19 protein-coding genes are annotated in these 22,129 nt (G+C 52.3%); all 19 read left to right on the top strand.

Features of this window, described 5'->3' with window-relative positions; all coding sequences use genetic code 11:
- Positions 1-99: 99 nt before the first annotated feature.
- A complete protein-coding gene (locus tag CG67_RS14620) occupies positions 100-690 on the top strand; it encodes a fimbrial protein (protein ID WP_025903680.1) in 591 nt (196 codons plus the stop codon).
- A 104-nt stretch (positions 691-794) separates the two neighbouring features.
- Positions 795-1,496, top strand: a complete 702-nt coding sequence (locus CG67_RS14615) for a fimbria/pilus periplasmic chaperone (protein ID WP_025903679.1) — start codon at positions 795-797, stop codon at positions 1,494-1,496.
- A 32-nt stretch (positions 1,497-1,528) separates the two neighbouring features.
- Positions 1,529-4,252 (top strand): fimbria/pilus outer membrane usher protein, encoded by a 2,724-nt coding sequence (locus CG67_RS14610; protein WP_025903678.1) that lies wholly within the window; start codon positions 1,529-1,531, stop codon positions 4,250-4,252.
- Positions 4,253-4,306: 54 nt separating this feature from the next.
- Positions 4,307-4,849 carry a fimbrial protein gene (locus CG67_RS14605; RefSeq protein WP_025903677.1) on the top strand — a complete coding sequence of 181 codons (543 nt, stop codon included), beginning with the start codon at positions 4,307-4,309 and terminating at the stop codon, positions 4,847-4,849.
- 173 nt (positions 4,850-5,022) lie between these two features.
- Positions 5,023-5,748: a hypothetical protein gene (locus CG67_RS14600; RefSeq protein ID WP_152975072.1), complete on the top strand. Its 726-nt coding sequence runs from the start codon at positions 5,023-5,025 to the stop codon at positions 5,746-5,748.
- 728 nt (positions 5,749-6,476) lie between these two features.
- Entirely contained in the window at positions 6,477-6,965 is a 489-nt protein-coding gene (gene tssB, locus CG67_RS14595; RefSeq protein ID WP_025903675.1) for a type VI secretion system contractile sheath small subunit, read from the top strand.
- The gene (tssC, locus tag CG67_RS14590; RefSeq protein ID WP_025903674.1) at positions 6,962-8,443 is read left to right on the top strand and encodes a type VI secretion system contractile sheath large subunit; all 1,482 of its coding nucleotides are present in this window, start codon (positions 6,962-6,964) and stop codon (positions 8,441-8,443) included. The genes tssB and tssC overlap by 4 nt, the downstream gene beginning before the upstream one ends.
- A 27-nt stretch (positions 8,444-8,470) precedes the next feature.
- Positions 8,471-8,953, top strand: coding sequence for a hypothetical protein (locus tag CG67_RS14585; RefSeq protein ID WP_025903673.1), 483 nt, complete (start codon positions 8,471-8,473; stop codon positions 8,951-8,953).
- A gap of 53 nt (positions 8,954-9,006) precedes the next feature.
- On the top strand, positions 9,007-9,423 hold the full coding sequence (locus CG67_RS14580) for a type VI secretion system baseplate subunit TssE (protein ID WP_025903672.1): 417 nt from the start codon (positions 9,007-9,009) through the stop codon (positions 9,421-9,423).
- Entirely contained in the window at positions 9,416-11,212 is a 1,797-nt protein-coding gene (gene tssF / locus CG67_RS14575; RefSeq protein WP_025903671.1) for a type VI secretion system baseplate subunit TssF, read from the top strand. The genes CG67_RS14580 and tssF overlap by 8 nt, the downstream gene beginning before the upstream one ends.
- Positions 11,203-12,141, top strand: a complete 939-nt coding sequence (gene tssG, locus CG67_RS14570; RefSeq protein ID WP_025903670.1) for a type VI secretion system baseplate subunit TssG — start codon at positions 11,203-11,205, stop codon at positions 12,139-12,141. Before tssF ends, tssG begins: the two co-directional genes overlap by 10 nt.
- A 65-nt stretch (positions 12,142-12,206) precedes the next feature.
- Positions 12,207-14,168, top strand: coding sequence for a type VI secretion system Vgr family protein (locus CG67_RS14565; protein ID WP_025903669.1), 1,962 nt, complete (start codon positions 12,207-12,209; stop codon positions 14,166-14,168).
- A gap of 23 nt (positions 14,169-14,191) precedes the next feature.
- A complete protein-coding gene (locus CG67_RS14560; protein ID WP_025903668.1) occupies positions 14,192-14,641 on the top strand; it encodes a hypothetical protein in 450 nt (149 codons plus the stop codon).
- Positions 14,641-14,937 carry a PAAR domain-containing protein gene (locus CG67_RS14555; protein WP_025903667.1) on the top strand — a complete coding sequence of 99 codons (297 nt, stop codon included), beginning with the start codon at positions 14,641-14,643 and terminating at the stop codon, positions 14,935-14,937. The genes CG67_RS14560 and CG67_RS14555 overlap by 1 nt, the downstream gene beginning before the upstream one ends.
- 24 nt (positions 14,938-14,961) lie before the next feature.
- Positions 14,962-16,041, top strand: a complete 1,080-nt coding sequence (gene tssA, locus CG67_RS14550) for a type VI secretion system protein TssA (RefSeq protein ID WP_025903666.1) — start codon at positions 14,962-14,964, stop codon at positions 16,039-16,041.
- Entirely contained in the window at positions 16,038-16,691 is a 654-nt protein-coding gene (locus CG67_RS14545) for a type VI secretion lipoprotein TssJ (RefSeq protein WP_025903665.1), read from the top strand. Before tssA ends, CG67_RS14545 begins: the two co-directional genes overlap by 4 nt.
- A 1-nt stretch (position 16,692) precedes the next feature.
- On the top strand, positions 16,693-18,072 hold the full coding sequence (tssK, locus tag CG67_RS14540; protein WP_025903664.1) for a type VI secretion system baseplate subunit TssK: 1,380 nt from the start codon (positions 16,693-16,695) through the stop codon (positions 18,070-18,072).
- Positions 18,069-18,683: a DotU family type IV/VI secretion system protein gene (locus CG67_RS14535; RefSeq protein WP_025903663.1), complete on the top strand. Its 615-nt coding sequence runs from the start codon at positions 18,069-18,071 to the stop codon at positions 18,681-18,683. Before tssK ends, CG67_RS14535 begins: the two co-directional genes overlap by 4 nt.
- A 6-nt stretch (positions 18,684-18,689) precedes the next feature.
- Entirely contained in the window at positions 18,690-22,124 is a 3,435-nt protein-coding gene (locus CG67_RS14530; protein WP_025903662.1) for a type VI secretion protein IcmF/TssM N-terminal domain-containing protein, read from the top strand.
- The last annotated feature ends 5 nt before the right edge of the window (positions 22,125-22,129 follow it).

Below are 22,129 nucleotides of genomic sequence, written 5' to 3'. Positions count from 1 at the left end.
GCTGCTTTTATTGAGGGGCCTAAGTGGCATTGCTGGCGGGTAAAAATAATTACCGGATAGCAATGTATTTGTTGATGTGTTCTGTTTAAGGAATAAAAAATGAACTTTAAAACCACATTATGTGCAGCGTTACTGCCTGTCTTACTGGCTGGCTCTGTTTCCGCATTTGCTGAAGATCTGGCTCCGGAAAAGGTCACCATAAAGGGAGGGCAGGTTAATTTTGAGGGATCTGTTGTTGCCGCCCCTTGTGCTATTGACAATGATTCCATGAATCAAACCGTCTCGCTGGGTCAGGTGACCAGCAAGACGTTTCAAACAGCGGGAGACACCTCATCATTCGTTCCGTTCAGCATTAAGCTGACCGGCTGTGACCTGACAGGCACTAATGCTACAGGTAACTACACCAAAGCCTCCATCGTCTTTAAAGGTGATACTGCTCAGGATAACGCCGAATTACTGGCGATTACCGGCGCCACGGGTGCTGCAAACTCAGTGGCTGACGGTATCGGGATTCAAATCAGACAGAATGGTACTGCCGCTAAATTTGATGGTGCTACTGCGCTTGCACCGACAGCACTCGCCAATGGCGACAACGAAGTGAAACTGACTGCTGGCTATATTTCGTATGCCAATGTGGTTACTGCGGGTGCAGCTAATGCGACCGCAGACTTCTCTGTAACCTACGAGTAATAATACTTTCCGGTAACTGGCATCTCAGTTACCGGAAAAGCTGCCTGGCTCAGGCGGCAGTCTATGGACAGATAACCTCTTATTTCAATCTGACGGAAGCCGATATGAGCAGTAATTCATTACGAAAAACCTTCGTTAATTTTATATTCGCAGTTGCCTGCTTCGCATCTGTCTTTGCGAATGCCGGGGGAATAGTGATTGGGGGTACCCGGTTAATCTATCCGTCCGGGGCCAGACAGGCTAATGTCTCCATCAACAATACCTCTGATAAATCAAGTTTTCTGGTGCAGTCCTGGATTGAGGATGCTGAGGGAAAAAAAACGACTGATTTTATTGTCACACCGCCACTTTATGTGAGCGGACCCTTGAATGAAAATATTCTTCGCGTGATGTATACCGGGGAGCCTCTGCCTCAGGATAAAGAAACGCTGTATTATTTTAATGCCAAAGCGATCCCTTCTGTTGATAAAGAAAAGATGGAAGGAAAAAATTTACTACTGCTTTCGGCAGTGACGAGAATTAAATTATTTGTGCGTCCCGATGGACTGAAAATACCGATGAGTGATGCGCCATCCGGGCTGGAGTTTTATCACTCCGATAATCAGCTTAAGATAAAAAACCCGACGCCTTATTATATTACTATCGCTCAGTTAAAAACAGGTGATACCCCATTAAAAGACGTCATGGTACCGCCGGGAGAAAGTATTACACAGTCGTTTCCTGTTAGCGGAAAAGACAGTGTTACGTTCAGAACCATTAATGATTATGGTGCTCTGACGCCAGAGCTGACAGTTTCGATAAAGTAATATCTTCATTTTAATTGATGGTAGTCTTAAAAATGAACGCATCCGGAAAAAATGAATACCTCAGCAAAAATAATCTCACCATCTCACCTGTTGCTATGGTGTTACTGGGTCTGTTTTCGCCAAATGGGTATGCAGAGTTATATTTCCCGCCAGAACTGGTGTCCGGCGCTTTACAGACAGTGGCTGATTTATCACTTTTTTCAACGGAGGGAAAGCAGCTTCCGGGGATGTATCAGGTCGATATCTATCTGAATGGTTATTATGTTTCTGCCAGGACAGTACGTTTTGACGATGCAGGTGAGTCGTCTGACTCTTCGGAGATAACGGAAGCACCTGCCGGAGGGTTCTCAGGCTCTCAGCAGGGAAGTGAGAATACAGCACAGGCTGCCGATGAAAAGCCAACGGTCAGAAAGGCGTATGTCCGTGATAATACAGGACTGACAGCCGTGCTGAACCGTAAGGAGATGGAAAAGCTAGGTGTTAACGTCAGCCTGTTTCCGGCGCTGATGGCTCTCACGGACGAGCAGGCCGTATCTCCGGGGTTATATATTCCCGATGCGTTCACCAGGTTTAACTTCCAGAAAATGCGCCTCGACATCAGTATTCCTCAGGCTGCGATGAAGAATACAGCGAACGGGTATATCGACCCTGAACTCTGGGATGAGGGCATTAATGCTGTCCTGCTGGATTACTCATTTAATGGCAGTAATAACCATGGACGTTACGGTAACTCGCAGAGCCATTACCTGAACCTCAGGGGCGGCATTAATATCGGGGCCTGGCGTCTGCGTGACTCCCGTACCTGGCGCGACTACAGTAGCCCGGGCAGTCACTCCCGAAGCTGGCAGCATCTGTCGACCTATGCGGAACGCACCATCACACCCTGGAAGAGTTCACTGCTTATGGGTGAAGGCACGACGGACAGCGATATTTTTGATTCGCTGGCATTCCGGGGGGGCAGACTGAGTTCGGATGACAGTATGTATCCGGATACTATGCGTGGTTTTGCGCCGGTTATCCGGGGAAGTGCAGCAACCAATGCCCGGGTCAGCATCCGCCAGAACGGGTTCATTATCTACCAGACCTATGTATCGCCCGGTGCTTTCTCCATTACGGATTTGTTCCCCATGTATTCCAGTGGTGACCTCGAAGTGATCGTGAAGGAGGCCAGCGGGAGTGAACATACTTTCACTGTCCCTTATTCATCCTTGCCGGTGCTGCAGCGTGAAGGGCACCTTAAATACAGCGTGACCGCAGGGCGTTTTCGCGGCGGGAGCAGTCGCTATGATAATCCGGCCTTTGCGGAAGGGACCTTTATCCGTGGACAGCCACATGATGTAACGGTCTATGGTGGCCTGCAGTATTCGGAAAATTATTTCAGTGCAGCGCTCGGGGCCGGGATAAGTCTGGGGACTTTGGGGGCGCTGTCTGCTGATATTACGCAGGCTAACAGCACGCTTTCTGATGGTTCGCATTATCAGGGACAATCGCTGCGTTTTCTGTATGCCCGTTCACTGAACTCACTCGGAACCTCTTTCCGGTTGACCGGTTACCGCTATTCAACGAAGGGGTTTCATACCCTGGAAGAAACCGCGCTGAAAGGTATGAATGGCTGGCGCTATGATGATGATACGGTTGACCCTGATGGTCGCCCGTCCCGATACAACCGGGGGGGATATTATGATCTGAATAAAGTCAAACGCGCCCGTTTTGAGGCGAGTGTGTCACAACGGTTGGGAACCGGTTCTCTGTATCTGAGTGGCATTCGCCAGACTTACTGGAACAGCGATGAGGTTAGCAACTCGCTGCAGAGTGGATTCAGCAGTTCTTTGGGAGCGGTAACGTACGGCCTTTCATACAACTACAGCCGACAAAGCAGCCAGTCGGGGGCAGACAAGTCAGTGTATCTGTCTTTATCGGTACCGCTGGATTCATTGCTGTCACCGCCGTCGTCTGCCCGTCGACATAGCTCCGTGTACGCCACATTTAATAGTAGTCATGACAGTAGTGGAAGTTCGTTGCAGCGTGTCGGGCTGAGTGGATCTGCTCTGGAGAATAAGAACCTTAACTGGAGTGTGTCACAGGGGTATTCCCGCCATGACGGACAGAGCGGCAGTACCAGCCTGAATTATCAGGGGGGGTATGGCAGCAGTAATGTGGGTTACAGCTACAGTAATGACTATCGTCAGATCAGTTATGGTGTTTCCGGTGGTGCATTACTGCACAGTGAGGGACTAACCTTCGGGCAACCCCTGGGGGATACAAACGTCCTGATAGTGGCACCAGGTGCCAAAGGGCTTTCGGTTGATAGCGGGACCGGTGTGCAGACAGACTGGCGGGGATATGCCATTAAGCCTTACGTGTCTGCTTATCGTGAAAACCGCATTGCTCTGGACACGAAAACACTTGATGACGACACCGATATTGAGGGGACTGTGTCGCGTGTGGTACCGACCAAAGGCGCGGTGGTTAAGGCCCGTTTTGTGACCCGCCACGGTATGCGGGTACTGATGACACTGACCCATGATGGCAAACCTTTACCTATGGGAAGTACGGTCACGGCCGGCGACATTACCGGAATTGTTGGCGACGACGGACTGGTTTACCTGTCCGGTATGCAGACTGATGGCATATTAACCGCACAGTGGGGAAGTGGACCGGACCAGCACTGTACTGTCCGTTATCATCTTCCGAAAAAAGAAGGAAGCACCGACAGTTCACCGGTGATCAGAATTAATGAAACCTGTCACCGTTAATCAGAAAAATTAACGTCATAACCTCTGTTTTATACTCACAAGGTGATTTTAAATATGAGAACTGTTTTTAACAAAAAGAAGTGTTTTACGCTGTTATCCACGACCCTGCTGATGTCTGCAATGACTGCCCATGCCGCTAAGTCAGATAGCGCCACTATCACGATATCGGGAGTCGTCCAGGATACGACCTGTCAATTCAATACGGATATTTATACTGCAACACTGGATAATGTGGCAGACACTGCATTTAAGGCGGTGGGCGATACGATGTTCGTAAAAGAGGTACCTGTCAGTTTCACATGTGGAAGTGACTCCACAGGGGTAAAAATCAGTGTGGCCGGAGAAGTAAACCAGGACGGTACCGACGCCACAGCATTCAAAAATTTTGGTGGCTCGACGGGGATTGCGCTTCGCCTTCTGGCTAATAATGGCACCACAGTGCTGAAGCCTAATGGTACCAGTTCTACGAGTAAAATTACGTTAGACAGTAATCATGCAGGGACATATACCTTTAAAGCCGGTTATGTCAAAACGGCTGATGTCATCACCCCGGGTTCTTTCACCTCAGTGGTAAATCTGAGTTTTAACTATAACTGAGCGGACTGCATTCTCCCGAACCGGGAGGAGGCGAAGGAGTCTGTGCGGTTGTGCGCTGAGTTCGCTGGTGGGGGATGCTGCGATGCCATGAGAACATTTTTCAGGCAAGGGTCTGAAGGGCAGGTACGTAGTCCGTGTTATCCGCTGTATAAAAAAAACGGGAATCAGGAAAAATGTATAAATCCGCCATCGTAGTCTCCGGCATGATTTGGTCCTTATTTGCCATGGCCGGGCCAACCCTGCAATGCGATAGTTCATATCTGTACGTCAATGCAGGAACATATCAGGGGCCTGTGTTCAAAGACGGTACGTGGAAACTTGAAGAGCCTATAAAACTTACGAATATTCCGTGCAGTGCAATCAGCAAAGCGAGATATGCCGTGCAGGTCATGTGGAGCACCAGCTGGGTTACAGCGACATGTCAGCAGCAAAACGGATGGACCAAATTCACCCCGCCGTCCGGAAGTGGCTTCAACGAATTCTCATCGGGGCAACTGGAAATAACGCTCGATAGCGGTATACGCGTTGACGGGAATGTGTCAGTCGGGTTTATTACAGGAGCGTTGCATAGCTGGAGTAACTTAGTGACAAACAAAACGGATTCGGCGAAGGTGGAAGTGTATGCACTGAATGAGGAAGTGACCTTAAAGCCGGGGGCTACGAAGGACTCGTTGTTTAGAATACTCACATTGTCTTCATACCTTCCGGCCACACTGACGTACTCCGCAAGTACCCCGTCCGGGAAGGGGGTGACAGGCGGGTTTACCACTCAGTCCGCTATCCCTATCGGGCCGTCAGTTGCCCAGACAAATACTGTGACGTATCAATTTAGCGCTGCAAAGGACGCTGCCATTGGTAAGTCGCTGGTCACGACGACATGGACCCTGACATGCGAATGACTTTCAGAGAGGGAGGACAGTGGCTCCGGTTATGTTTACGGCATCCTAATGAAACTCTGTCAAAGTGAATGGCCATCGGGCTGATATTTGTCACTATACTATTTATCCTTTGTCGAAAACTCATATTAACAATGGTCACCCGCCGGGTTCATTTTTCCGCTCATGCGGAAAGAGTTGCTGATGATATTTTTGTCAGGTGTTTTATCGTCATCTGAAATGAGATGTTTTTTATTAGAATAAAAATAGATAGTCTCATATGAGACCGGGTTTTATTTGTTTTTATGGTAAGTTTGATGATGTTCATTGACTTCTTAACCTGTGATCGGGTGGGGGAGGTGTATTTAAATGTGGGGGGTAATGTTTTGTAAATCAACTCGATTAATATATAAAAAAACATAGGCTAAGATTCTTACTGTAGCGTGTGAATTAACCGCCTTCTTCCGTCTGTATTTGGATGGGTAAATGGGGGGGTATTTATAGGGGCTGTAAGTTTGTTGAGTATCATTGAGTTAATATGTGCTCATGGTCATTATCCTGGTAAGCATGGGTTTCCCATAATTAATTTTGTTTGTGATTATCTTAGGAAGTATAAGCTTAAGAAACCACGGATTCCTGAACGTCTGTCGGCATTTATGTATTAAAGAAGTTATAAGATTTCACATGGCCTTCTGAATTAAGAAGTTCCTGAGACGATGATTTGAAAATAAGATTTTTACATGGAGGTTTTCATGGGAAATACACAGCATAAATTAGATAAAGCAAGGCCGCCGCGTGTGCAAATTACCTATGACGTTGATATTGGCAATGCACAGACGGTTAAAGAACTGCCATTAGTGATCGGTGTGATGGGCGATTTTACCCGGAGTTGCGATAACTTACGTGACCGAAAATTTCTCAGTATCGATAAAGATAACTTTGGCAGTGTGATGTCTTCAATGAAGCCTGATGCTGAGTTTTTAGTGAAGAATGTCTTACCTGAACATGAGGGGGAGCTGGCTGTTTCACTGACCTTCAACAGTATGGAAGATTTCTCACCGGACAATATTGCCCGTCAGGTTGAACCTTTGCGCAAACTGATTGAACTCCGTGAACAACTGTGTGATCTGCGCAATCGCACTGCCAGCAACGAACGGCTGAAAGAACAGCTTTCAGAGCTCTTTCAACAGCAAAACATGGCGTCCCCGGATGTTAATAAAGCGCAGGGAGATTCGGAATGATTTCTGAAAAACAACTCAGTGCCCCTGAACCATTGACACTGAGCGAAGGTCAGCTGGATAAAATCATTGATACCACTCAGGCCATACGTCGTGAATCAGACCGTGGCCGCATGAAGTCTCAGTTAAATAACTTCCTGGCAGAGGTGGTTTCCGGTGCAGTGGTGATATCCAGCGATCTTATCGGCAGTATCGAAGCCCGCATCAGTGAGATTGATGAGCTACTTTCCCGTCAGATCAGCCTCATCATGCATGCCCCCGAATTTCAGAAAAAGGAATCCTCATGGCGGGGTTTACACAAGCTGGTGAAATCGAGTGTGACGGAAAATACCCGGATCCGTCTGCTGCACTGTACCAAACAGGAGTTGATCAAAGATTTTAAATCAGCTTCTGATTTCGATCAGTCAATGTTGTTTAAGTGCGTGTATGAAAGCGAATACGGGACCTTTGGCGGAGTGCCTTTCTCCGCATTTGTCGGAGATTTTCAGTTCGATAATACTCCGCAGGACATCGATCTCCTGGAGCAGATTTCTCACGTTGCCGCTGCCGCACACGCTCCGTTCCTGAGTGCCATCGCGCCCGGAATGTTATCGATGAACGATTTTTCCGAAATGCCCCGGCCGCGGGACCTGGTGAAAATGTTTGATACCACGGATTACGCTCGCTGGCGCTCGTTCCGCCAGACGGATGACAGCCGTTACATTGGTATGACACTGCCCGCGGTGCTCGGTCGCATGCCATATGGTGCGAAAACCGTGCCGGTTGAGACCTTTGGCTTTGAAGAATACATTCAGGAAAATGATGTCGGTACCGATTATCTGTGGGTCAACTCAGCCTATGAATTGGCCGGGCGTATCGTCGATTCTTTCGAAGAGTATGGCTGGTGTGCTTCTATTCGGGGCGTGGAAGGCGGCGGGCTGGTCAACGCGTTACCTGCTTATAATTACGTTTCTGAAAGCGGTGAACGCGTCATGCAGTGCCCGACACAAATCGCTATTTCCGACCGCCGCGAGAAAGAGCTGTCAGACCTTGGCTTTATACCGCTGGTGCACTGCAAGGGGACCGATTATGCTGCATTTTTCGCAGTACAATCAGTCAACAAACCCCGTCTGTATAATTCCGAACAAGCCAATGCCAATGCCCGTTTGTCCAGCCAGCTGCAATATATTCTGGCAACCTCCCGCTTTGCTCATTACCTGAAATCTATCGTTCGCGACAAAGTTGGCAGCTTTATGTCACGTAGTGAATGTGAAGAATATCTGCAGAAATGGATCATGCAATATGTGGTGGCTTCGGATAACGCCGGGCCGGAAACCAAAGCACGTTACCCTCTGCGTGAAGCCAGTATTGAAGTCGTTGAAGTGCCTGGTTTCCCGGGGACTTACCGCGCAATTGCTTACCTGAAACCGCACTTCCAGTTGGAAGGGTTAAGTATGTCACTGCGTTTAGTCGCTGATTTACCCGCGGCGGCCAGTGCTTAATCGTCATTTACTTAAAGGAAATAAAAAATGGCAAAGTTGAAAGACTGTCAGTTCATTAAAATAACGATTGATGGCAAGGATATTGCCGGTTCGTCTGAAGAACAAACGTATAAAGGCTGGATGGAAGGGTATTCCCCGGCCGGATTAACGACGTATTCCGGTCCTGACGGGACGTATTTTGAATCCTGCAATGCATCTATTCAGGTGACAAAAGAAACCAGTAGCTTATACGAACAGTATCTGAAACGTGGTTATAAAAAAATTGCCATTACTATTGTTCATCGTGGCTCAGACCAGTTCGATAAGGATTATGAAATCCAGCGTACTGTCTATAACGATTGCAAGTTCAGTAGCCTGAGTTTCGACATGCGTGAAAAGTTATTTATGAATTTGTCCTTCACCTATGAAGGCATGGTTGAAGTGACTTTCAATGTTCCTGATGTCAAAGAAACGGGGCTGGATAAAATCGGACCAATCAAATACGACATTCCGGAAAAAAATCTTAAATAATATTTATCAACAGCAGTGTGCAAGCACTGCTTTATATCACATGAGAATAAACCATGCCTTCTTTATTGCTTCGCCTGAGTGATGACAATCCTCAGCTTGAAGAAGAAACTTACCGGACGGAAGAAAAAAGCCCCTGGCTGCTGAATGAGCTCAGGATGCTTTTGTCTTCACGTTCGCGTTTAGCTCATGTTGAAACCTTGCCGTTGGTGAATGCATCGGTATTAAATTACGGTATCAATTCTTCGGTTTCTCAAATTAATGACACCGAACGACGAAAAAAAATCATCGAACAACAGATTGCAATGACCTTGCAGCGCTTTGAGCCTCGTTTATCCGACGTGGCAATTATGACTAAAACGAATAATTCATCTCACGTCATTTTTGAAATACATGCTTTGCATAATGCATTGCCAGTGAAATTTGAACTGGTGTGGGATGACTGCACGGGTAAGTTTTATTTCGATGAATAGGCTGCTGTCGTATTATCAGAAAGAACTGGTCTTTTTGAAACAGCATGGCAAAGCGTTTGCCAGCCGTTTCCCCAAGATTGCCCGTCGTTTGGGCATGCTCGAAGGTGAATCAGAAGACCCGCACGTTGAACGCATCATTGAATCTTTTGCGTTACTCACCTCCCGCATTCATCAGCGCCTGGACGACGATATGCCGGAGTTCACGGAGGCGTTGCTCACCACTATCGCACCGCAGTTTTTGCGGGTGATGCCGTCAACGTGCATCGTTGCCATTGAACCGCACAGGCTGAATAGCGGCTTAACCGATAAGAATACTATTGCCGCCGGTTCCTCGTTGTTCACACGGAATATCAACGATGTGGTGTGCCAGTTTCAGACGGTATACCCCGTCGTCCTGTTACCGCTATCGGTATCTGAGGCGTGTTTGCGTTTTGACGAGGAAGACCTTAAATGGCATCTAAACCTCAGTTTTCAGGTCTGGTCTGGTGCGGCAGTGGCGGGGGGAGCTGTGCGGCTGTTTTTGCATGGCCCGGGCAACGCCGTCAACATTATCTACACTCTGCTGTGCTCTGAGATCCATAAGCTGAGCGTTTATCAGGGTGACGCGTCCTGCCCGTTGAAAAGTACAGCGATAAGCCCGGTTGGCTTTACGCAGGAGGAGGGGCTCCTGGAACAGGATCCGCGCGTGGCACCGATTCATGCGCAGTTACAGGATTATTTTTTCTTCCCGCAGAAGTTCTATTTTCTGGATATCCGCCTGCCGGAGAGTTTTCACGCGGCCGCGAATTCTGTCTTCAGCTTGCGGGTGGTGTTTAACCGCACCCACCTGGGGCATCATCTGGAGAAGCTGGCGAAGATCATCGACGCCTCCTTTTTTCGGCTGAACTGCACGCCGGCCATCAACCTGTTCGTTCAGCGGGCAGAACCCATTGTATTGACGGAAAACACTGCGGAATATCAGGTGGTTCCTGACATCCGCCGCCAACAGCAGATTGACGTCTGGGCCATCAACCATGTTTTTATTCAGGACAGAGAAGATAAAAACCGGGCGATGGTACCCGTTCAGCCATTGTTTGGTATTGATCACTCGCGTATTGAGGGGGATGCGGGTATTTACTGGCAGAGTTTTCAGCGCGAAACCGTGGGCGAGGGAGGCGCTGAGCGTAACCTGTTTATCGCCTTTGCCAACCGCAACAGCCAGCCGGATACACCGAAAGGCGACCTGGTCACCCTCAATCTGACCTGTACCAATCACGCCATCCCCTGCGGAATGAAAAATGGTCATCCTGATGGCGATTTTGATTCCGACTTACCCCTGGCGGGCCTGAAAATTACCGCACTCAACCGCCCGACGCGGCCCATGCCACCGCCGGATAAAAGTGCCGTTCGCTGGCGTCTGATTTCCCAGCTCTCCCTTAATCACATGCTGCTCAGCGGCAGTCAGGGCGTACAGGTACTGCGTGAAACACTCATGCTATATAATTTTCACGATGCTCCTGCCATTACGCGCATGATCAACATGATCCTGCATCTCGACGTACAGCCAGTGACAACCCGGCTGGTGTCCAACGATCCTCAGACGCTGGCGCGCGGTATCGCGCTGACGATCACCTTTACCCATGAAGCACTCAACGAACCGGAATACTTTCTGCTGTGTTGTTTTCTGGATCACTTCCTCGGGCTGTATGCGCCGGTCAACAGTTTCACCCGTGTCACCACGGTGATTGAAAATGAAGAGCATACGCGACGTATCTGGCCGGTTCGGGCAGGAAAACTGTCATGGATTTAACGCGTATTACCAGCCGGTTCAGTTTCTGCCAGCAGGTGCGAACGCTGCTGCGTAAGCTACGCGGTAGCAACGAAGCGACGGCAGATACGCTGGACACTCAGCTTTGGATGGTTTCCCCCCTTTCCCTTGAGGCACCCGTCGGGCAGATTGCCAGCATAGAGCAGGCGACGCCGGACGATCCGCTATGCATCACCGTTTGGCAGAATGGGTTGACGGGGGCGCAGGGGGCCTTACCGACGGCTTACACCGAATGGATGATTGGCCGCCAGTATCGTTATGGTGACCACAGCGCCAAGGCATTTCTGGATATTTTCGGCCATCGCCTGTACTGCCTCGATTTCCTGGCGTGGCAGAAAAATCATCTGTATGCCCTCGCCGAAGCACAAACCGGGTCGCCTTTACAGCAGGCAACGCTGTCACTGACAGGCTTACTTACGTCGCAGTCTATCTCCGGCGGGGAGAATTACGCCCATTTGTTCTCGTCACCGGTCCGTTCGATGGTCAATCTGGAAGTCTGGCTCAGCCACTACTACGCCGTGCCCGTAGAGATCACCCCCTTCACCGGTGGCTGGAAAACGGTAGATGAGACGGAACATTGCCAGCTGGGAAATCCGTGCCAAACCCTGGAAACCGCACCGATGATTGGCCGCGTGCGCAGGGAGATCCTGTCGAACTTTGATGTCACCTTCGGGCCGATGCCGCAGGCACGTTCGCTGCACTTCATTCCGCAGGGGGCGTTTTATCAGGAAATCTGGAGTCGCATTCGGGAATACGTCGGGCCCGGGCTGGATTTTTCGGTTCACCTGCGCATCAGCAGTGGTAACAGCCCGCCCGTACCGCTGGGTGCAGGTCAATTGGGGCTGGATATTTGTATTGGCCAGCGTGACCCCACCGCCCTGCGCCACGTTAGTTTGCCGCAGCCCGATTAAGTCAGCGATACCGCCGTTTGTCGCGCCCCTTTCGTCATCACGAGTCTCTGAAAAGGAAGATGAGAATGTTATTAACCGCACAGCTAAAAGATATGCAGAAAAATCACTTTCTGCACTGGAACGGCGCCGTTGCCTCGGATTTCTTACTGTTGTCCGTCAGTGGTCAGGAGACGATTTCCACACCTTTTTGCTATGAACTGCGCTCTGTGACAGCACTTGATGAGGAAGGCATTGCGGCATTGCATGGCAAAACGGTGTCTTGCCAGATTGGCGACGGCTTGCACAACCGGCCCCGGCGCTATCTGCACGGGGTCGTGACCCACATTCAGCGCGGCCGGGATGCTAACGATCAGGCGGTGTGCACTTTCAGGCTTGAGCCTGCTTTTGCGCTGTTAAAGTCCGGACGTTCGACGCGCGTCTGGCAAAACATAGCGGTGCCGGATCTTGTCAGAAAACTGCTTAGCGAGCACCAGATCAGTCAGGTCAGTCTGCAACTGAGAAATACCTATCAGAAGCGGGAGTACTGTATTCAGTACCGTGAATCCGATTTCGATTTTATCAGCCGTCTGCTGGAAGAAGAGGGCATCGGCTACTTCTTTACACATCAGGAGGATCAGCACCAGATGGTGCTTGTGGATCACCCCGGCGGTCATCCGTCCGCCAACATGGGCACATTGCCGTGGCGCTCGCCGGGGCAACCCCTCACTTCCGGCAACATCAATAGCTGGTTCGTCAGTTCGCGACTGATCCCGGGCGAAGTCGGTCTGTACGGTTACAACATGCAGAAAGCGGCGGCAGTCACCGATAATCAGGATACTGCATCAACAAAGCAGCGCATTGACCACCTGAAGTTTACTGATATTACCCCGGCCACCGAACGCACCGCGCTGACCGGCACAGTCTCACAGGCCATAGCGGCATTTGAGGCGAATACCCAACTGTACGATGCGACGGTTAACGCTTACTGGCTCAGTTGCGGCGAAGTGTTCAGTCTGACCGGCCACCCCACGGACAATGACAGTTATCGCATTCAGTCCCTGAGCCTTGAGGCGACGAACAGTTTTGAAGAGAGTGCCGGCAGTTATCACTGTGCAATCCAGTCACTACGCCATAGCGTGAACTGGCGGCCGGTGTGCACCCGCGTCCCGCCGGAAATTCCCGGAGTCCTTATCGCCAAAGTGGTCGGCCCTTCTTCTGAGGAAATTCACACGGATCAATACGGCCGTATCAAAATCCAGTTTCCGTGGGACACAGAAAACAATAATGACGACACCAGTTCATGCTGGGTGCGCATCTCTCAGCCCTGGACCGGAAGCAAATTCGGTTTTCAGTTTATTCCGCGCATCGGTAGTGAAGTGCTGGTCAGCTTCATTCAGGGGCACCCTGATTTTCCGTTAGTCACCGGTTCGGTCTACAACGGCCAGAATAAGCTGCCTTTCACATTGCCGGAGGAGAAAACTGAATCCGGCTTTGCCACGCGCAGCACCAGCAAAGGCGCTATGGAAGACGGCCATCGGCTGAGTTTTAACGATAAAAAAGGCGAAGAGAAGCTGACCCTCACCGCACAAAAAGACCTGCTGCTGACCGTAAAAAACGATGTCACCAGCGAGGTAAAACACGAGGTGAAAAGCAAAATCGGCGCGAACCGGGACACGGAAATCACCAAGGGCAATGACACGCTGGTGCTCAAACAAGGCTCTCTGCATATCACCCTGAATAAAGGTGATATGGAGCAAAAAGTCACCGGTAACGTCACCACCAGCCTGAGCAACGGCAATTACTCCCTCACGGCATCCGGTGGCAGTGGAAACATCAAAACCGACAAAACCTGCGTCATCGAATCGACACAGTCGATCGAACTGAAAGTCGGGTCTAACAAAATCGTGATTTCGCCCAGCGGCATCAACATCACCGGCACCCTAATCAAAATCGAAGGCTCCGGTACCGCCGAACTCAAGGGCGCGATGACCACGGTGCAGGGAAGCGGTATGACGCAAATCAAAGGCGGAATAATCAACATTGGCTAACAACGACGGAGTAAGGAGAGAGCATGTCTGATGACGGTTATGTCCCGTTAGCGCAGCAGTTCGCCGACGATGAGTGGGAAGAGGTACTGACGCGCTGGGTGAAGCAGGCCGAACCGCGTGCACTGAGCCTCTGGCTGCTCGGTCGTTTACGCCGCTGCGAGCCACCGGCCAGCGCACCGCTGCTGGACGACATGCAGCGCTGGGTTGCCGTGCCCGATGAAAAACTGCGCTGGCAGATTTTTCACCAGGCCGAAACCCTGGGCTTCGATACCCCGGCAGGTGCACTGGCGCTGTCACTGTTCTGGTCGCAGGGCAGCATGAGCCCGGAGGGGCTGGAAGCTGTGTATCCCGAACCGCACCTCAGCACCGGAATGCTGCGCTGCGCGTTGCTGATGCTGGCGACGCGCAACGCTGACAATCCGGCAGACGGCACCCGCCACCTGCTGATGCAATGGGCACAGGAGAAAGCGTAATGGCACAACCCGCAGCTCGCGTTTCCGATATGCATGTTTGCCCGATGGTCCCCCCCGGCCTGCCGCCCATTCCTCACACCGGCGGCCCGATCACCACCGGCGTCCCGATGGTGTTGATCGGCGGTATGCCAGCGGCCACTGTCGGTTCAATGGCCATCTGTGTGGGGCCACCGGACAGTGTTGTTATGGGGAGCGTAAAAGTATTCATTGGCAAAAAACCTGCCGCCCGCATGGGTGACAGTTGCGCCCACGGCGGCACCATCGTGATGGGATGCCCGAAAGTTTTTATTGGATAGTTCTGTTTTCATTGGATGAAAGACATGGCAACAATGCAACCCGAAATAGCCGCGCTTTTGATACCGATTAGCCCGGAGGATCCGGCAGGGATCAATCTTGAATACGAGCAAATTTATAATGATATCCGTCAGGCGCGTGAGAGCGACCCGGACTATCTGCCGCAGGATGAATGGACTATTGCAGAGCCGCTGCGTGCGGACTGGCACAAGGTAAGGTCGCTGTCTGTTGCCGCCCTGTCAGAGCAAAGCAAGGATCTGCAGATCGGTTGCTGGCTGGTGGAGGCAATGACTCACTTACAGGGCATTGAGGGCACGGAAACCGGCTTTCATTTTCTGAGTGAATTCATCACGCATTTCTGGTTTCACTGCTGGCCTCTGGCGGATGAAGACGGCGCGACGTTCCGCTACAGCAAACTCAGCCGGCTCGATCGGGATATCAGTCAGGCGCTATATACCCTCCCGCTGCTTCGTCAGCCGGAGTCGTCGTTGGCACATTGGCATAAAGTGCTGGCCTTCGAACATAAAGTTTGCACATGGCCGGAGTCGCGGGACGACATGATTGCAAAAGAAGGCGATCTGACGGTAGCGACATTTGATTCGCTCGCCGCGGCGTTTTCCTCCATCGAAATCAGCCAGCAGGCCGGTGTCCTTGAACGTCTGCAAATTCAGCTCGACCGGCTGGAGACCTGCTATTTCTCGCTGAGTCAGGAGGAGCCACACGCCCTGTTTGCACAGACCCGGCAGTACCTGACCGACAGTACCTGTTTTCTGCAACGTCTGGCCCAGCGGGCGATCCCGACAGGCGGTGACACGCTGAATATGAATTTCACCGAAATCACCGGGGAAACCGCCGCCGTTGAGGCGGGGGAAACTTACAGGTTTCCGCAGAGGGAGCAGCCACTCTCACGGGATCTGGCCATCAGCCAGATGCTGTCCATCGCGCATTTTTTCCGCCAAACCGAGCCTTCAAGCCCGGTGCCGTTTCTGATGGAACGCGCCGCCCGCTGGGCCAACATGACATTGACCGAGTGGCTCGAGGAAATGGTGAGTGACAGCGGCAGTCTTCGTGAAATCAATCAGGTACTAAAAGGACAGCAGGTATGAACGTCGTCCGTCAGTCAGTTGTTTTATTCGTTACCGGCGTCCTGCTTTCCGGTTGCCCGGGCTACCAGGGCAGTCAGACAGTCTCTGTTAAACAGCAGGCAGTCGATCAAATGAACGCGCCGTTTGCGCAGGGGGCAATTACCCTCAACATCACGGCAGAGCCCGGCCTGAACAGCTGGAATGAGATAGCCAACAGTTGCACCGTGCTGGTGATCCAGGCGAAAAAGGCCAGTTCGCTCAATAAGATCCTCTCCAATCCGGCACAGCTGAAAAGTCTGTTTAGCGGAGCGGGAGCCGAAGACGACATCCTGAAGGTGGATCGGTATCCCGCGATGCCCGGCCAGCGTACCACTCTGCATATCGACCGCAGCGAGAACACCCGGGAGGTAGCGATTGTCGCAGGGTACTACCCGTTCCCGAAAAAGCAGCATATGGCGATAGTGAGCGTTCCGGTCACTCTGAATAGCACGGGCTGGTGGAACAAAATATGGACCGCAAGCCTCTCGCCACTGACGCTGAACGTGACCCTCGGTAGCCAAAGCATCACACAACTGACGACGAATTCATCCGCGCAAGACGTGGTGCAGCCGGCGAATGCCTGGCGCGCGCAGACCCCGTCTGAAACCGCCCCCGCGAAGGGAGATAAATAGCATGTATCCTGAACAACAACAGATTTACTGGTACTCCGGTTTGTATCTGCAACCTCAGCATTTTCAGTCGGTGGACCTCCATCACAGTTACATGCTGGCACAGCAGCGGCAGATTGCGCAGCCATGGAACGTCGGCGTAATACAGTGCGATATTAACCAGGAAACGCTGGTCGATTTTTCACTGAAAATCGACCAGCTACAGATGATCCTGCCCTCTGGCTATTATCTGGAATACCCGGGGAATTGCCTGATTGAGCCGTACCAGTTCCGGGAGGCATGGAAACAACGTGAAAAGCCGCTCACCTTGTGGGTGGCGCTGCGCCGGTTTGACCCGGGCCATCAGAATGTGGGTACCGGCACCTGTAGCCGCTGGATCAACCCTGCCGATGACGGAGTGATGAAAGACGTTTATCACAACGGCCCGGAAAGTGTCGTGCCGCGCATCGTCTATAACGTTCGTATACTGAGCGACGAAGAAAAAGAAACCGCAGTCGATTGTGAGTGTCTGCCGTTACTTCAGCTACTTTATGACAACGAACGGGTTATATTTGATCCGCGTTTCAGTCCGCCAACGGTCGCGCTTGCGGGCTCCCCGGCACTCAAAAATCTGCTTGAAGGACTGCGCGCCGAACTCAGCAGTCGCGCCCGAAAACTCGAAGAATATAAACGTCGCGACCAGCTCAGCAATGGCATTAAAAGCGCCAGTGACATCACGCAGCTTCTGGCGATGCGCTCTCTTAACCGCGCACTGCCCCTGCTTGAGCATTACTGCCGTGCGCCGACCCTTCATCCGTGGCACATCTATGGCCTGCTGATACAAGTGGTCGGGGAGATTTCGTCCTTTAACGACATGTGCTCGTACACCGGCGAATGGCTCGACGGTGGTGCGTCACCGTTGCTTTACGATCACTATCGCCTGATCGATTCCTTTACTCGTGTCAAAAATACGCTGATCACTTTGCTCAACGGATTGGCACTGGAAGATAACACTTACGTCACGCTTCAATCCGACGAGCAAAGGATCTATCGCTGCGAGATGTTGGCTATCGAAAGGCAGCCAGCCAGCCGGGTGTTGTTGCTGTTACGTTCAGAAAAGCTGGCATCGCGGCAGGTCAGCTTTTCCGCCGGTTGTGAATTTAAAATCGCCTCTCAGGACACCATCAATGTGCTGATCCAGCACGCACTCCCGGGCATCACCGCAACCCGGATGAACCCTTCACCACGCGGCGTACCTGATCGCAAAGATTTCTTCTACTTTATGCTTAACCAGCATGAGGAGGCGTGGAAACAGGCCGAAACAGAAAAGAATATCGCCTTTTACTGGGCTGATGCTCCCGATGACTTACAGGTACAACTGGTCTTTATGGACCCTTCACAATGAAACTACTCGACTGCTATCTGCCGGTATTCAAACTGGCGGCCCGATTCGCCCATGAGCCTGAGATTTTTGCCGATTACGACACCTTTCGCGCCCTCTGCATCACCCGGCTCGAAGAGTCGATGCAGGAGGCCTGCCGTCATGATATTTCCGAATCCGAACGGGAGCATGCGTTCTTCGCCGTGGTCGTTTGGCTCGATGAAACCCTGTTGTGCTCGGCGCAACCGTTGGTGCAACACTGGCGTTCCGACTTGCTGCAACGCAAGTATTTCCGGACGTCCATCGGCGGCGAGCTTTTTTTCTCCCGACTGAGTGACCTGAAAGAAGAAGAGCAGGCGGCGCGGCAGGTGTTTTTGTTTTGTCTGCATAACGGATTCTGTGGGAAATACGGCGGGGAGCAGGATCGTCAGACGCTCAACGCCCTCATCGAACAACAGCTCCGGCTGTGCCTGCCGCCCGCGTGGCAGACGTGGCCGAACGATGCGCCACTTACCCCGGTCAATGTCGGTGAACGCTTAATGACCTCTTCCGGATACAACGTGGTATTTGCGATCCCCGGGCTGGTGCTGTTTTACGCCGCTCTGGTACTTCTTCTGACCCTTTATTTTTCATAAGAACGTATGCTGAAAAAATTATTCGTTTTTGCCGGATGGCTGTTGCTGTTGTGTCTGGTGTTTCTCTTCTGCTGCATCACCGGGCTTTGGCATGAGTGGAGTACGGTCACCATTTTCGCGGTCTGGGTGAGTGTGCTGATCGCAGCCGTCCTGCTGTGGGTCTCACTGCTTTGGCTGACACAGCTGATTAAAGATAATAAAGCACGCTGTTTTTTCCGTAAATTTCGCCTGTCACGCCGGGAGTTTGTGCTGTTCGAACACTGGAAATCCGGGGCGGCGGTGGTCAGGCGCATACAGCGTAAACGCCCCCCGATCCCGAGGTATCTGCTGCTCGGCGACCGCTGCGGCAAAACGTCACTGCTGGCCGGATCGGGACTGCCGGTGTTCTCCGGGAATAAACAGGACAATAACGTTGTACCGACTCACACCTTGCGCTGGTGGTTTTTCCATAACGCCGGCTTCCTGGACATCTCCGGCAATTTCCTCAACGGCGCTCCGGCATTCCACCGTGCCTGGGGGAAAATGGTCGGTTGGATCACGCGAGCGCCCGCACCTGCGGGGATCCTGATCTGCCTGTCGGTCAGCGAACTCATGAACGAAGACATCAGCGCGCTACATGAAAAGGCGCGCAAAATCCGTACCCGGATAGATCCTCTGACCCGCAAACTTAAGCGCCGGCTGCCGCTCTACATTACGGTGACGCAGTGCGATAAATTTCCGGCGTTCAGCCTGTGGGCAAGGCAATTGTCCTTCGCTCAGCAACAGCAGGCGCTGGGATATTACTGGCCGACGCCGCCGGAAATCGATGGTAAAGACACCTCGATGTTGCTGCCGCTTTTTACCGCGCTGAAAAAAGGGTTTGATCTCGCCCGGCTCAGCATTGTCAGCACACCCGATTCAGTGCAGGACAAGGTCGCGCTGCTGGCGTTCCCGGAAGCGTTCGCCCGGCTGGAAGATCCGCTGCGGCTTTTTGTGGGGTCGCTGTGTGAACCCAATGCTTACTTCACCCCGGCAACGCTCGGTGGCGTGTGGTTCACGGCAAGTGAGCAACAGGATAAAAATAAAAGTCACCGCACCACCTTATTTGTTCACGACTTGCTGGCATACCACCTTCCGGCGTTCAGTAAAACGCGCGATGTGCAATGGCATTACCGCAGGAAACTGCGCGCAGTGACGGGCCGCCTGTTACTGCTGGGCTGCGTGATGGCGCTGGGTTACAGCGCACTGAAAAGTACCCTGCTGATGCAGCACAACATGGCGACGCTGCCCCCGGGAGCACTGGTCGATGCACTGATGAAAAACGAAACGCACCACGATTCCCCGCTGGTATATCTGCCTTTTGCGCACGTGCTTAACGACCAGCACAGGCTGGCTGAAGCACGCCTGCGGAAGACACTACCGTCTCAGTTACTGAACGTCGATGCTCAGCTCCCGGCGTATGAGCAGCAATTTTTGACGGCGTCCTTGCCCGTGAAGCGTCAGATGGTGCTCAGTCTGGCTCAGACCCTGCTGACCCGTCAGGCGATGCGTGACGGTGCCACGCTGGCGGCGCTGAGCCTGAGACCAGCCATCCCTGATGCCCTGCGGCTTTACTCTGTCGATCCTTCGGCATCCCCGTACGCGAGGCTGGCACTTGAACGCCGGGAGATGCAACAACCCACCGGTGCCAGACATCTGGCGGCGCTGCATCGTCTGCTAACCGCGCTTATCAATGATGACCACACGCTGGCCTGGCTGACCGCGCCGGATGACACTCTGCATGATGTCCTGGCCAGCGACTACTGGCCGCAACTGCCTGACACCGTCAGATTATCCGGTATCTGGACACGACAGGGCGAAGTGCAGCTTACCGAATGGGTGAACCTCATCGTACAGGCCGGAGGAAAATCGCCATCCGGGGCCGCACTTCAACAGTTTATGCAGGCTCTGCCTGTCCTGCGGCAAAACGCCTGGCGCAGGATGTTGTTCTCCGTGGCGTCTTATCTTCAGGATCAGGCCCCGCGTTCGCTGTCGCAAAACCAACTGATTGATATGGCTCAAGGGCAAAGCCCCGCGATGCAGTTTGCAAGGCGTGTTGCCCTCGACCTGGAGGATATTCCGAAGCAAAGCCTCCAGCCCTGGCTGGCAGAACTGCAACGCTTACAACGTCTGCCTGCACAGGCTGCAGAAAACCCTGCGCTGAAGACATTAAAGGGCGTTGACGCGACATTTCGTCAGGGATTGAGGGCATGGCTGGGAGGCGGTCAATCACTCTCTGCCGCCACGCCCGGTTCGCCTGTGATTATCGCATGGCAGAAATGGCAGGCGGCGTTGAATACGGTGATCAGTCAGGCTCTGAATCAGGGGGCCCTGAGCCCGGCGCTGACCGACGGTCTTTTCGCCGCGCAGACGGACGCCCAAAAAAACAATCCGCTGGTCACACTCTTCGCCGGTTTTGAACAGTTGCGTAAAACGTCAGATCCCCGCAGCCAGGAAATCGGTGTGGATGCGGTCTGGTCGTTATATCAAAGCGAGGCCGGGGCGCTTCTGGCCCACTCACTGTCTCGCTCTGGCTGCTGGCTCAACGAGCAGTGGCAAAGTAACGTGCTGTGGCCGATACGCAAAAATACTCAGAGACTTGAATACGACGCTCAGGTGGTGCTGACGGGGCAGTATCTGGCGGACTTCTTCCGTGGCCCGGCCAAAAACTTACTGATCATTAATGAGCAGGGACCACAGGCCGGCTCATATCAGGGGCAGACGTTACCGCTGAGTGACGAGTTTCTGAACATTGCCCGTCACCTGCTAAATCCGGAAGATGTGCTTGACGTCCCGCAGCGACCGTTCACTGAGAATGCCGATCGGCTGGCAGTGCTCAATGATCAGATGGCACAACTGACCCTGCAGCAAAAGGCCATGGAGAGCACCCCCTACAGTATCAGCATCGTCAGCCAGCCGGCGACCGTGCCGGAAGGCGCACGCCTGATCCCGACAGGCTCGCGCCTGACACTGGAATGTCAGAGTGGTGTCAGCGTGCTTGATAGCATGAATTTTGCCGAGAAAACGCAATTTATCTGGCGGCCGGGACAGTGCAAGCGAGTGACACTGGAAGTGAAATTCCCTGATTTCACCTCTGCCTACCACTATAACGGTAACAGCGCCTGGCCTGACTTCCTTAACGATTTTGTGCGTGGCGAAGCGTTGATTGACGTCCGTGATTTTGATGACAACGCGGATGCTATGGCGGCACTGAATATCAGACAAATACTGCTGCGCTTCAGGATTTCCGACCCGACTCAACTGCGAAACGCATGGATGGGCTGGAAAGCGCTGGACAGTCAGTTGGCGGATCTTAAAAAACAAAAACAGCGTCTGGAAACAACAAAACAAACTCTCGAACCTTCTGCCGCGCTACGCGGCCGACTCTCCGGCCTGCCGGAAACTGTCTCTGAATGCCGGTAATTTAC

The sequence above is a fragment of the Tatumella sp. UCD-D_suzukii genome, assembly GCF_000611875.2.
GTDB classification, from domain to species: domain Bacteria; phylum Pseudomonadota; class Gammaproteobacteria; order Enterobacterales; family Enterobacteriaceae; genus Tatumella; species Tatumella ptyseos.
This window is presented reverse-complemented; position numbering and strand designations above follow the sequence as displayed.